The sequence below is a fragment of the Variovorax trehalosi genome (assembly GCF_051216415.1).
In the GTDB taxonomy this organism is placed as follows: domain Bacteria; phylum Pseudomonadota; class Gammaproteobacteria; order Burkholderiales; family Burkholderiaceae_C; genus Variovorax.
On sequence record NZ_JBPJZG010000003.1, the window covers coordinates 751,870 to 764,802 of the forward strand.

The following is a 12,933-nucleotide window of genomic DNA, read 5'->3' on the forward strand; positions in this document are numbered from 1 at the left end:
TCCGTCCAGCCCGAAACCCGTACCCACCCGAATTCCAATGGACGTCAAGACCGGTCTGTTCTATCTGTTTGCCGTGGTGCTGCTGTTTGCAGCCTTCCGCGTCATCACCGCCCGCAATCCCGTGTACGCCGCGCTGTACCTGGTGTTGGCGTTCTTCCAGGCTTCGGCCATCTGGTTGCTGCTGCGCGCCGAGTTCCTCGCGATCTCGCTCGTGCTGGTGTACGTCGGCGCCGTGATGGTGCTGTTCCTCTTCGTCGTGATGATGCTGGACATCAATGTCGACAGCTTGCGGCAGGGCTTCTGGAAGCACTTCCCGCTGGCTGCCGGCGTGGGCGCGTTGATCGCGCTCGAAATGGCGGCCGTGCTCATGGGCGGCTTCCGCCTGGGCGAGGCGCCGCGCGCCATGGCGGTCACCTCTCCCAACACGTCCAACACGATGGAACTGGGCAAGCTGCTCTATTCCGAGTACCTCTATCCGCTGGAAATCGCCGCGGTCATCCTGCTCGTGGCCATCATCGCCGCCATTGCACTGACGCTGCGCACCCGCAAGGACAGCAAGTACACCAACCCGTCGGACCAGGTGCGCGTGAAGGCGCGCGACCGTGTGCGCATCGTGCAGATGCCGGTCACGCGTGCGGCTGAACCCGTGGGGGAAGCCCCCCCGGCCGATGCTGCAAAGGAAAACAAGGCATGACGCTCACGCTCGGACACTTCCTCTCGCTCGGCGCGATGCTTTTCGCGCTGTCGGTGATCGGCATCTTCCTGAACCGCAAGAACCTGATCGTGCTGCTGATGGCCATCGAACTGATGCTGCTGGCGGTCAACATGAACTTCGTGGCCTTCTCGCACTACTTGGGCGACATGCACGGACAGATCTTCGTGTTCTTCATCCTGACGGTGGCCGCGGCCGAGTCGGCCATCGGCCTGGCGCTGCTGGTCCTGCTGTTCCGCAACAAGTCGAACATCAACGTCGACGAGCTCAACTCGCTCAAGGGTTGAAATCAACATGAGCGCAACCCTTTCCGCATCCACCCTGCTGGCCGTGCCGCTGGCACCCCTGGTCGGCGCTGCCGTCGCGGGCCTCTTCGGCACCAAGTTCGGCGGCAATCACATCGGCCGCAAGGTCACGCATTCGCTGACCATCCTCGGCGTGCTCGTCGCCTTCATCATCTCGGCCATGACGCTCAAGAGCGTGGTGGTCGACGGCGCCCGCTTCAACGCGACGCTCTACGAATGGATGATCGTCGGCGGCCTGAAGATGGAAGTCGGCTTCCTGGTCGACGGCCTTACCGCCATGATGATGTGTGTGGTGACCTTCGTGTCGCTGATGGTGCACATCTACACCATCGGCTACATGGAAGAAGACGACGGCTACAACCGCTTCTTCTCGTACATCTCGCTGTTCACCTTCTCGATGCTGATGCTCGTCATGAGCAACAACATGCTCCAGCTGTTCTTCGGCTGGGAAGCGGTGGGCCTGGTGTCGTACCTGTTGATCGGCTTCTGGTTCAACAAGCCCACGGCCATCTTCGCGAACATGAAGGCGTTCCTGGTCAACCGCGTGGGCGACTTCGGCTTCATCCTGGGCATCGGCCTGATCGCCGCCTACGCCGGCACGCTGAACTACGGCGAAGCCTTCGCCAAGGCCAACACGCTGGCCGGCATCACCTTCCCGGGCACCGAGTGGATGCTGATCACCGTGATCTGCATCTGCCTGTTCATCGGCGCGATGGGCAAGAGCGCGCAGTTCCCGCTGCATGTGTGGCTGCCCGATTCGATGGAAGGCCCGACGCCCATCTCCGCGCTGATTCACGCGGCAACGATGGTGACGGCCGGCATCTTCATGGTGGCGCGCATGTCGCCGCTGTTCGAACTGAGCGACACGGCCCTGAGCTTCATCCTCGTGATCGGCGCCATCACCGCGCTCTTCATGGGGTTCCTGGGCATCATCCAGAACGACATCAAGCGCGTGGTGGCGTACTCGACGCTCTCGCAGCTGGGCTACATGACAGTCGCGCTCGGTGCCTCGGCCTACTCGGTCGCGGTGTTCCACCTGATGACGCACGCGTTCTTCAAGGCGTTGTTGTTCCTCGGCGCGGGCTCGGTGATCATCGGCATGCACCACAACCAGGACATCCGCTGGATGGGCGGTGTGCGCAAGTACATGCCGATCACTTGGATCACTTCGCTGATCGGTTCGCTCGCGCTCATCGGCACGCCGCTGTTCTCGGGCTTCTACTCGAAGGACAGCATCATCGAGGCGGTGCACGAGAGCCACCTGTGGGGCGCGAACTTTGCCTACTACGCGGTGCTGATCGGCGTGTTCGTCACGGCCTTCTATTCGTTCCGCATGTACTTCCTGGTGTTCCACGGCAAGGAGCGCTACGACCAGAACCCCGATGCGCACCACGACGATCACCATGCGGCGCATGACGACCACGGTCACGGCCATGGCCACGACGATCACAAGCCGCACGAATCGCCCTGGGTGGTGTGGCTGCCGCTGGTGCTGCTGGCGATCCCGTCGGCGCTGATCGGCTTCTACACCATCGATCCGATGCTGTTCGGCGAATTCTTCAAGGGCGCGATCTTCGTGGACGGCACCAAGCACCATGCGATGAAGGAGCTGGAAGAAGCCTTCCACGGCCCCATTGCCATGGCGATCCACGGCCTGCAGACTGCGCCGTTCTGGTTGGCGCTGGCAGGTGTGGTGACCTCCTACCTGATGTACATGCAGTTCCCGGCGGTGCCGGCAGCGATCAAGCGCGCCTGCAGCCCCATCTACAACCTGCTCGAGAACAAGTACTACCTCGACTGGATCAACGAGAACATCCTCGCCCGCGGTGCACGCGCGCTCGGTACCGGCCTGTGGAAGGGCGGCGACCAGGCCCTGATCGACGGTGCGGTGGTCAATGGTTCGTGGAAAGTGATCGGCCGTGTCTCCAGCGTCGTGCGCTGGGTGCAGTCGGGCTACATCTATCACTACGCCTTCGCGATGCTGCTCGGCATCTTCATCCTGATGACGTACTTCGTCTGGTTCAAACGCTGAGCCCGAACGCTGGAGAAAAAGAAAAATGGGTTTGTTGAGCCTTGCCATCTGGGTGCCGATCGCATTCGGCGCCGTGCTGCTGGCGTTTGGCCGCGAAGAGCATGCCAAGGGCGTGCGCTGGGTCGCGCTCGTCGGTGCCATCGTGAGCTTCCTGGTCACGGTGCCGCTGTTCACGCGCTTCCAGAACGGAACCGCCGCCATGCAGTTCGTCGAGAAGACGAGCTGGATCTCCCGCTTCAACGTCAACTACCACATCGGTCTTGACGGCCTGTCGCTGTGGATGGTGCTGCTGACCTCGTTCATCACAGTCGTGGTTGTCATCTCGGCCTGGGAAGTGATCACCGAGCGCGTGAACCAGTACATGGGCGCGTTCCTGATCCTGTCGGGTTTCATGATCGGCGTGTTCTCCGCGCTCGACGGCGTCCTGTTCTACGTGTTCTTCGAAGCCACGCTGATCCCGATGTACCTGATCATCGGCATCTGGGGCGGCCCGAACAAGATCTACGCGGCGTTCAAGTTCTTCCTCTACACCTTGCTCGGCTCGCTGCTGATGCTGGTGGCGCTGATCTTCCTGTACAACAAGTCGGGCGGCAGTTTCGACATCCTGGCCTGGCACAAGCTGCCGCTGGGGTCGACCGCGCAGACCTTCCTGTTCTTCGCCTTCTTCGCGGCCTTCGCCGTCAAGGTGCCGATGTGGCCGGTGCACACGTGGCTGCCGGACGTGCACGTCGAGGCGCCCACCGGCGGCTCGGCCGTGCTGGCCGCGATCATGCTGAAGCTGGGCGCCTACGGTTTCCTGCGCTTCTCGATGCCCATCGCCCCCGACGCCTCGCACGAATGGGCCTGGCTCATGATCGCGCTGTCGCTGATCGCGGTGATCTACGTGGGCCTCGTGGCGCTGGTGCAGCAGGACATGAAGAAGTTGGTGGCTTATTCGTCGGTCGCCCACATGGGCTTCGTGACGCTGGGCTTCTTCATCTTCAACGAGCTCGGCGTGTCCGGCGGCATCGTGCAGATGATCGCCCACGGCTTCGTCTCGGGTGCCATGTTCCTGGGCATCGGCGTGCTGTATGACCGCGTGCACTCGCGCCAGATCGCCGACTACGGCGGCGTGGTCAACACCATGCCCAAGTTCGCCGCGTTCGCGCTGCTGTTTGCCATGGCCAACTGCGGCCTGCCGGGCACCGCCGGTTTCGTGGGCGAGTGGATGGTGATCCTGGGTGCCGTGAAGGCCAACTTCTGGATCGGCCTGGGGGCAGCCACCGCGCTGATCTTCGGCGCCGCCTACACCCTCTGGATGTACAAGCGCGTGTACCTCGGCCCGGTCGGCAACGACCATGTCAAGGAACTCTCCGACATCAACGCCCGCGAGTTCCTGATGCTGTCGCTGCTGGCGATCGCCGTGTTGTGGATGGGCCTGTATCCGAAGCCCTTCACCGATGCGATGGACGCCTCGGTCGTTGAGCTTCTTCGCCATGTGGCGATTTCGAAGCTGCCCTCCTGATGCCACGCTGAAGACAAGAGAACGAGATGATTGACAAACTCAGCTGGGTCACGATCTACCCCGAAATCGTGTTGCTGGTCATGGCCTGCATCATTGCGCTGGTCGACCTGTCCGACACTAGCCCGCGCCGCACCCGCACCTATGTGCTGACGCTGCTCACGCTGCTGGTGGTGGCAGTGCTCACATGCATGGCCGCCCTCGACGGCAAGACCTTGTACGGCTTTGGCGGCATGGTCGTGAGCGACTCGATGGGCAACTGGCTCAAGTGCTTCTCCACCATCGCGCTGATGGTCACTCTGATCTACGGCCGTCCCTACGCGGCCGACCGCGAGATGCTGCGCGGCGGCGAACTGTTCACCGTGAGCATGTTCGCGTTGCTGGGCATGTTCGTGATGATCTCGGGCAGCAACTTCCTCTTGATCTACCTGGGCCTGGAACTGCTCACGCTCTCGAGCTACGCGCTCGTGGCGCTGCGCCGCGACAACGCGGTGGCCAGCGAAGCGGCGATGAAGTACTTCGTGCTCGGCGCGATGGCCAGCGGCTTCCTGCTGTATGGCCTCTCGATGATGTACGGCGCGACCGGCTCGCTCGACCTGAACGAAGTGTTCAAGGCGATCTCGACCGGCAAGGTCAACCACCAGGTGCTGGTGTTCGGCCTCGTGTTCATCGTGGCCGGCCTGGCGTTCAAGGTGGGGGCGGCGCCTTTCCACATGTGGGTGCCCGACGTCTACCAAGGCGCTCCGACGGCCGTCACGCTGCTGATCGGCGCGGCGCCCGAACTGGCTGCCTTCGGCATCATCATCCGCCTCCTGGTGGACGGCCTGCAGCCGCTCGCGATCGACTGGCAGCAGATGTTGGCCGTGCTGGCCATCGCCTCGCTGCTGATCGGTAACCTCGCCGCCATCGCGCAGAGCAACCTCAAGCGGATGCTCGCCTACTCGACCATCTCACAGATGGGCTTCATGCTGCTGGGCCTGGTCGCCGGTTCGGACCTTTCGGGCACGCAGAACGCACAGGCCGCCTACAGCGCCTCGATGTTCTACATCGTGACCTATGTGCTGACCACGCTCGCGAGCTTCGGCATCATCCTGCTGCTGGCGCGCGAAGGCTTCGAAAGCGAAGAGATCACCGACCTCGCAGGCCTCAACCAGCGCAGCCCGCTGTACGCCGGCGTGATGGCCATCGCGATGTTCTCGCTGGCGGGCCTGCCGCCGCTGGTCGGCTTCTACGCGAAGCTGGCGGTGCTGCAGGCGCTGATCGCCTCGGGCCAGGCCATCTACATCGGCCTGGCGGTGTTCGCCGTGATGATGTCGCTGGTCGGCGCCTTCTACTACCTGCGCGTGGTCAAGGTCATGTACTTCGACGCACCGGTCACGGCCACGACCGTGTCGGCTTCGTTCGACGTGCGCACCGTGCTCACGATCAACGGCGCACTGATCCTGATTCTCGGCGTGCTGCCCGGCGGTCTGATGACGCTGTGCTATGACGCCATCGCGGCCACGCTGGCCCACTGACGCGGCCGGCGCAGGGTGTCGCAAACCGCGTCGGTCTGGGTCGTGCTGCTGGTGGCCTTGCTGGCCGCCAACCTGCCGTTCTTCAACGAGCGCCTGTTCGGCGCAGTGCCGCTGTCGGCAAAGCGCAAGTCGCTCGCGATCCGCTTTGCCGAGCTGGTGGTGCTGTACTTCATTGCCGGTGGCATCGGCCTGCTGTTCGAACGCAGGGCAGGGCAGATCTCACCGCAGGGCTGGGAGTTCTACGCGGTGACCGGCGCGCTCTTCATCGTGCTGGCCTTTCCAGGGTTCACCTGGCGCTACCTGATGAAGCACAGGCACTGACCAAGATGTGGCTTACCCCCAGTCTTCGCGCACTTCGTGTCGCTTCGCCAACCCCCTTTCAGGGGGCGACACCAGCAGCCCGGCAAAGCCGGTTCTGCGGTGTCTCCCGACTGAATCGCGGCAGTTTCATGCATCGTGGGTCACGCGAAGCGTGATGGAAAACTGACATGACTTCACTCATCGCCGATTCGCACCTGAAGGAAGAGCTCGTCAGCAGCGAAGAACTCTTCAAGGGCAAGTTCCTGCAGGCCAAGCGCGACACCGTCCGCCTGCCTGATGGCCACAACGCCACGCGCGAGTACGTGGTACATCCTGGCGCGGTGGTGGTGATTCCGCTGCTCGACGATGGCCGCGTGGTGCTGGAGCGGCAGTACCGCTACCCGGTGGGCCACGTGATGGTCGAGTTTCCGGCCGGCAAGCTCGATCCGGGCGAAGACCCGCTGGTCTGCGGCCAGCGCGAGCTGCTCGAGGAAACCGGCTACACCGCGCGCGAATGGGCGCATGCCGGTGCGATGCACCTGGCCGTGGCGTACTCGACCGAGATCATCCACATCTATTTCGCGCGGGGCCTCTCGCTCGGCGAACGCCAGCTTGACCACGGCGAATTCCTCGACGTGTTCACCGCCACGCCACAGGAACTGGCCAGCTGGTGCGGCGACGGCACGGTGACCGACGCCAAGACGCTGACCTGCACGCTCTGGCTGCAGAACGTCCTTTCGGGCGCATGGGCACTCGACTGGAAAGCGGCGGCGTCGCAAGGCGGCGCGGGATAATCCGCGCATGAAGGTCCTCGATCTCCGCTGCACGCATGGCCACGGCTTCGAAGGCTGGTTCGCGTCCAACGAGGCTTTCGAGACCCAACTCGCATCTGGACTGGTCGAATGCCCGGTCTGCGGCGACACCGCCGTCGTCAAGCTGCTGAGCGCGCCGCGCCTCAATCTCGGGAATGCCAAGGCGCCGGCAGAAGCGGCGCCCGCCGCGCCTTCGCAGGTGCCGGCTCCACAACTCTCTCCCGAAGCCCGCTGGATGCGCGCCGTGCGCGAGGTCATTGCGAAGACCGAAGACGTCGGCGACCGCTTTGCCGAGGAAGCACGCAAGATGCACTACGGCGAAGCCGAAGAGCGCGGCATCCGGGGGCAGGCGACGCCCGAGCAGACCGAAGCGCTGCTCGACGAGGGCATCGCGGTGATGCCGCTGCCGATGCCCGCAGCGCTCAAAGAGACGCTGCAGTAACCAACCGCCCCGCGCCCGCGGCTCAGGCCGTGAACTGAAGCGCGGCCAGGCGGGCGTAGACCCCGCCTTGCGCCACCAGCGCCGCGTGCGTTCCCTGTTCGACGATGCCGCCGTGGTCCAGCAGGATGATGCGGTCGGCCTTCTGCACGGTCGCCAGGCGGTGGGCGATGACCAGCGTCGTGCGGCCTTCCATGGCCGATTCGAGCGCGGCCTGCACCATGCGCTCGCTTTCCGCATCGAGGGCGCTGGTGGCCTCGTCCAGCAGCAGCAGGGGCGGGTTCTTGAGGATCGCGCGTGCGATCGCGATGCGCTGGCGTTGGCCGCCGGAGAGGCGCACGCCGCGTTCACCCAAGAAGGTGTCGTAGCCCTCGGGCAATGCCGTCAGGAAATCGTGCGCGAAAGCGGCGCGGGCGGCCGCATGCACCTCATCCGCCGTGGCTTCGGGGCGGCCATAGCGGATGTTCTCGAACGCGCTGGCCGAGAAGATCACCGCGTCCTGCGGCACGAGGCCGATGCGGGTGCGTAGGTCGGGCAGGGCGAGCGAGGCGAGCGGCGCGCCGTCGAGCAGCAACTGGCCCGATTGCGGGTCGTAGTAGCGCAGCAGCAACTGGAACACCGTGCTCTTGCCCGCGCCGCTGGACCCGACCAGCGCCACCGTCTCGCCGGGGGCGATGTCGAGACTGAAGTCGCGCAGTGCCGGCGTGCCGGGCCGCGATGGGTAGTGGAAGGTCACTGCGTCCAGCTTGATCGTGCTGCCCGCAGCCGGAATTGGCGTGACTGTCGGATTCGGCGGCGAAGTGATGACGGCGGGTGCATGCAGCAGTTCCATCAGCCGCTCGGTGGCCCCGGCTGCGCGCAGCAGGTCGCCGTACACCTCGCCGAGCACGGCAGTTGCGCTCGCGAGGATGGCCACGTAGACCACGGTCTGGCCGAGGTGGCCGGCCGTGATGTCGCCCCGCAGCACGGCCTGCGTGCCTTGGTAGAGGCCCCAGAGCAGCGCAGCAGAGGTCGCGATGATGATGAAGGCCACCAGCACCGAGCGCGCCTTGGTCCGGCGCACGGCGGTGCGGAAGGCATTTTCGGTCGAGGCATCGAAGCGGTCGGCCTCGCGCCCCTCGGCCGTGTAGCTCTGCACCACCGGAATCGCATTCAGCACTTCGGCGGCGATGGCGCTTGAATCGGCCACGCGGTCCTGGCTCGCGCGCGAGAGTTTCCGAACCCGTCGGCCGAACCACATGCTCGGCAGCACCACCAACACCAGGATGCCCAGCACCTGCACCATCACATAAGGATTGGTCCAGACCAGCACCGCCAGCGCGCCCACGCCCATCACCGCATTGCGTAGGCCCATGCTCAGCGACGACCCGACCACCGTCTGCACCAGCGTCGTGTCGGCCGTCAGGCGCGAGAGCACTTCACCCGTCTGCGTGGTCTCGAAGAAGGCTGGGCTCTGGTGCAGCACGTGGCCGTAGACCGCGTTGCGCAGGTCCGCCGTGACACGCTCGCCGAGCCAGCTCACCGTATAGAAGCGCGCGGCTGAAAACAGGCCCAGCGCCACGGCCACCGCGAAGAGGGCGCCGAAGTGCTCGCGCAGCGCCATGGTCTGAGCGCCCTTGTCGGGGTTGATCAGCCCGCCGTCGATCAGGCTGCGCAGCGCCAGCGGAAAGGCCAGCGTCGTGATGGCTGCCATCACCAGGAAAACGCCCGCCGCCACGATCTGCACGCGGTAAGGACGAAGGAAGGGGCTCAGGCCCGACAGCGACCGGGGCGAGCCCTTGGCCATGGAAGACGGTGGGGAGGAAGCCATGGGCGCGGATTCTACCGAAACCTTGCCCCTACAAAGGCAGCCTTGACAATAACTGCCATGGCAGCTAATATTTCGACCCATGAGCGATGCAATCAACCCCCAAGCCTCGTCGGACTCCGATGACGCTGTGCGTCGTCCGCCTGTCTTCTATCGGGCGGAGAGTTACCAGACCGAGGAAAGCATCGGTTATCTGATGCGCCGCATCGTCTCGGCGGTGGGTCAGTCGGTAGAAACCCGCATGTGCGAGCCCGGCAGCCCGACCTATCCGCAGTGGGTACCGCTGTACAAACTGCACATCGGCGCAGCCACCACCGTGGCCGAATTGGCCCGGGCCTGCGAACTCGATACCGGCGCGATGACGCGGCTGCTCGACCGCCTCGAAGCCAAGGGCCTGTGCCGTCGCGTGCGTTCGCTCGAAGACCGCCGCGTGGTCAACATCGAGCTCACCGACGAAGGCCGTGCCGCCGCCAAGGAAGTGCCTTACGTGCTCAGCCGCGTGCAGAACGAGCACCTGGCAGGTTTCACCACCGAGGAATGGGAGCAGCTCAAGGGTTACCTGCGCCGCATCCTCGACAACGCGCAGGCCCTCGCGGCCCGTGGAGATAAAAATGAATGATTCCCTCGCCGTGCGCGCTGTGCGTCGCACTCCCGTCGTGGCAGCTGCGTTGCTGCTGGTTGCGCTGGCCGGCTGTGCCGACATGGCCGGCATCGGCTCGCAGGCGAAACTGCGCGATGCCTCGTCGCTGGGCATCGCGCCCGACAGCGCCGCAGCGCCCGTTTCGCGGCTTGATACCCAGTGGTGGCTCGCCTTCGGCGACACGCAGCTCAACACGCTGATCGACCAGGCCGTGGCCGGCAATCCGAACCTGCAGGTCGCGCAGGCCCGCCTCGTGCGCGCGCAGGCCTCGGCGGACATCGCCGGTGCGGCGCTCAAGCCCAAGGTCAACGGCGAACTCGACCTGAACCGCCAGAAGTTCAATAGCAACTACATCTACCCGGCACCGCTCGGCGGCTCGACGCAGAACATCGGCCTGCTGCAGCTCGGCGCCAGCTGGGAGCTCGACTTCTTCGGCAAGAACCGCACCGCGCTGGACACCGCCATCGGCGCCGCCAACGCCGCCGCGGCCGATGCCGATGCGGCGCGCGTGCTGCTCGCCAGCAACGTGGCGCGCAGCTATTTCCAGTGGGCGCGCCTGAACGACCAGCTCACGGTGGCGCAGCGCACGCTCGCCCAGCGCGACGAAACCCTGAAGCTCGTGCGCGACCGCGTTTCGGCCGGCCTCGACACCCGCCTCGAACTGCGCCAGAGCGAAGGCGGCCTGCCCGAAGCCCGCCAGCAGATCGAAGCGCTCAACGAACAGATCGCGCTGCAGCAGCACGCGCTCGACGCACTCGTTGGCCAGCCCAATGTCTCGGCCTCGCTCAAGCCGCCGGTGCTCGCCGGCGTCAAGCCGATGGCGCTGCAGGCCAACATTCCGGCCGACCTGCTGGGCCGCCGCGCCGACATCGCCGCCGCCCGCTGGCGCGTCGAGGCGGCCACCAGCGACGTGGCCAATGCCAAGACCCAGTTCTATCCCAACGTGAACCTCACGGCCTTCGTCGGCTTCCAGAGCCTGGGTTTCGGCAAGCTGCTCAAGTCGGGCAGCGAGCAGTGGGGCGTGGGCCCGGCCATCAGCCTGCCGATCTTCGAAGGCGGCAAGCTGCGCGCCAACCTGCGCGGCAAGTCGGCCGACCTGGACGTGGCGGTCGAAAGCTACAACGCCACGGTGCTCGACGCGGTGCGCGATGCGGCCGACCAGGTCTCCAGCGCCCAGTCGATCACCCGCCAGCAGACCGAACAGCGCGCCGCACAAACGGCGGCCGAAGGTGCCTACGACATTGCCGTGCAGCGCTACCGCGCGGGCCTCGGCAACTACCTCAACGTGCTGACGGCGGAAACCTCCGTGCTGTCGCAGCGCCGGCTGGCCGTCGACCTGGCCGCACGTGCGCTCGACACCCAGGTGGGTCTTGCGCGCGCATTGGGCGGTGGCTGGCAGCCCCCGGCAACCTCGACCGCCACGGCATCGGCTCCGACGGCCGCAGTGAACTGAACAGAACCGCGCTGACCCGGCTCCCGACTCCCTCGTTTTCGGAAAGAAATTCATCATGAGCGACAACAACACTCCGACGTCCGCTGCTTCCGCAGCCCCTGTTGCACCCGAAGCGCCCGCCGGCAACGGCAAGCGCCGCCGCGCGCTCACGGCCCTCGCGGCCGTGGTCATCGTCGCCGGCGGCGGCTGGGGCCTCTACGAATGGCTGGTCGCCAGCCACTACGAGGACACCGACAACGCCTACGTGCAGGGCAACGTCATCCAGATCACGCCGCAGATCGGCGGCACTGTCATGGCCATCAACGCCGACGACACCGACTTCGTGAAGGCCGGCCAGCCGCTGGTGCAGCTCGACCCGGCCGATGCCAAGGTCTCGCTCGAACAGGCCGAGGCCGCGCTGGCCCAGACCGTGCGCCAGACGCGCACGCTCTACGCCAACAACGGTTCGCTGGCCGCGCAGATCACGCTGCGCCAGTCGGACATCGTCAAGGCCCAGAGCGACATCGCCAAGGCGCAGGACGACCTGCAGCGCCGCCGCGCGCTCTCGGGCAACGGCGCGGTGTCGAAGGAAGAACTCAACCACGCCGAAACGCAGCTCGACACGGCCAAGAGCCAGCTCGCCGCCGCGCAGGCCGGTGTGGTCGCCGCCAAGGAAGCGTTGGTGAGCAACCAGTCGCTGACCGAAGGCACCAGCGTGGCGCAGCATCCGAGCGTGCTGGCCGCCGCCGCCAAGGTGCGCGAGGCCTACCTCGCCACGCAACGCGTCGCGATGCCCGCACCCGTTGACGGCTACGTTGCCAAGCGCACCGTGCAACTCGGCCAGCGTGTCTCGGCCGGCACGCCGATGATGTCGATCGTGCCGCTCAACCAGCTGTGGGTCGATGCCAACGTCAAGGAAGTGCAGCTGCGCAACATCCGCATCGGCCAGCCCGTGAAGCTCACGGCCGACGTGTACGGCAAGAAGGTCGAGTACGACGGCAAGGTCGCCGGCCTGGGCGTGGGCACCGGCAGCGCATTCGCATTGCTGCCTGCGCAGAACGCCACCGGCAACTGGATCAAGGTGGTGCAGCGCGTGCCCGTGCGCATCGCGCTCGACCCCGAGCAGCTCAAGGCCAACCCGCTGCGCATCGGCCTCTCGATGGACGCCGAGATCGACATCACTTCGAAGAGCGGCAAGATGCTCGCCGACGCACCGCGCGGCAGCGCGCTCACGCAGACGCAGGTCTACAGCCAGCTCGACCGCGGCGCCGATGCCGAAGTGGACCGCATCGTTGCTGCCAACCTCGGCCGCAGCGCTTCGGCCAATGCCGCAAGCGCCGCGAGCGCGCCCGTGAAGCATCCGGCTGCGACGCCGGCCACCGGCGCGCAGGTGGCGGTGCAGGGCCAGCCCGGTTGATCGTTGCCCGTTTCGCTTG

Annotated in this window: 12 protein-coding genes; 11 read left to right on the plus strand and 1 reads right to left on the minus strand. The window is 65.6% G+C overall.

Annotated features, from left to right (window positions below):
- The first annotated feature begins 37 nt into the window (after positions 1-37).
- From ACSFA7_RS15510 to ACSFA7_RS15545, 8 genes are all read left to right on the plus strand, one after another.
- Positions 38-694 carry an NADH-quinone oxidoreductase subunit J gene (locus tag ACSFA7_RS15510; protein WP_435500185.1) on the plus strand — a complete coding sequence of 219 codons (657 nt, stop codon included), beginning with the start codon at positions 38-40 and terminating at the stop codon, positions 692-694.
- Positions 691-999 carry an NADH-quinone oxidoreductase subunit NuoK gene (nuoK, locus tag ACSFA7_RS15515; protein ID WP_007837741.1) on the plus strand — a complete coding sequence of 103 codons (309 nt, stop codon included), beginning with the start codon at positions 691-693 and terminating at the stop codon, positions 997-999. Before ACSFA7_RS15510 ends, nuoK begins: the two co-directional genes overlap by 4 nt.
- 7 nt (positions 1,000-1,006) lie before the next feature.
- On the plus strand, positions 1,007-3,049 hold the full coding sequence (gene nuoL / locus ACSFA7_RS15520) for an NADH-quinone oxidoreductase subunit L (protein ID WP_435500186.1): 2,043 nt from the start codon (positions 1,007-1,009) through the stop codon (positions 3,047-3,049).
- Between the two features lie 25 nt (positions 3,050-3,074).
- Positions 3,075-4,553 carry an NADH-quinone oxidoreductase subunit M gene (locus ACSFA7_RS15525; RefSeq protein WP_435500187.1) on the plus strand — a complete coding sequence of 493 codons (1,479 nt, stop codon included), beginning with the start codon at positions 3,075-3,077 and terminating at the stop codon, positions 4,551-4,553.
- A gap of 26 nt (positions 4,554-4,579) precedes the next feature.
- Positions 4,580-6,067 (plus strand): NADH-quinone oxidoreductase subunit NuoN, encoded by a 1,488-nt coding sequence (nuoN, locus tag ACSFA7_RS15530; protein WP_435500188.1) that lies wholly within the window; start codon positions 4,580-4,582, stop codon positions 6,065-6,067.
- 15 nt (positions 6,068-6,082) lie between these two features.
- Complete coding sequence (locus tag ACSFA7_RS15535) at positions 6,083-6,388, plus strand: DUF2818 family protein (RefSeq protein ID WP_435500189.1); 306 nt, start codon at positions 6,083-6,085, stop codon at positions 6,386-6,388.
- A gap of 167 nt (positions 6,389-6,555) precedes the next feature.
- The gene (locus tag ACSFA7_RS15540; protein WP_435500190.1) at positions 6,556-7,161 is read left to right on the plus strand and encodes an NUDIX domain-containing protein; all 606 of its coding nucleotides are present in this window, start codon (positions 6,556-6,558) and stop codon (positions 7,159-7,161) included.
- Positions 7,162-7,168: 7 nt separating this feature from the next.
- Positions 7,169-7,621: a DUF1178 family protein gene (locus ACSFA7_RS15545; protein ID WP_435500191.1), complete on the plus strand. Its 453-nt coding sequence runs from the start codon at positions 7,169-7,171 to the stop codon at positions 7,619-7,621.
- 22 nt (positions 7,622-7,643) lie between these two features.
- Here ACSFA7_RS15545 and ACSFA7_RS15550 read toward each other — a convergent pair whose 3' ends face one another.
- The gene (locus tag ACSFA7_RS15550) at positions 7,644-9,428 is read right to left on the minus strand and encodes an ABC transporter transmembrane domain-containing protein (protein ID WP_435500192.1); all 1,785 of its coding nucleotides are present in this window, start codon (positions 9,426-9,428) and stop codon (positions 7,644-7,646) included.
- A gap of 79 nt (positions 9,429-9,507) precedes the next feature.
- On the opposite strand from ACSFA7_RS15550, the gene ACSFA7_RS15555 reads away from it, so the two are divergent.
- From ACSFA7_RS15555 to ACSFA7_RS15565, 3 genes are read left to right on the plus strand one after another with little or no spacing between them, the layout of a single operon-like run.
- Complete coding sequence (locus ACSFA7_RS15555) at positions 9,508-10,044, plus strand: MarR family winged helix-turn-helix transcriptional regulator (protein WP_435500193.1); 537 nt, start codon at positions 9,508-9,510, stop codon at positions 10,042-10,044.
- Positions 10,037-11,518, plus strand: coding sequence for an efflux transporter outer membrane subunit (locus tag ACSFA7_RS15560; RefSeq protein ID WP_435500194.1), 1,482 nt, complete (start codon positions 10,037-10,039; stop codon positions 11,516-11,518). The genes ACSFA7_RS15555 and ACSFA7_RS15560 overlap by 8 nt, the downstream gene beginning before the upstream one ends.
- Before the next feature lie 55 nt (positions 11,519-11,573).
- Positions 11,574-12,914, plus strand: coding sequence for an efflux RND transporter periplasmic adaptor subunit (locus ACSFA7_RS15565; RefSeq protein ID WP_435500195.1), 1,341 nt, complete (start codon positions 11,574-11,576; stop codon positions 12,912-12,914).
- The last annotated feature ends 19 nt before the right edge of the window (positions 12,915-12,933 follow it).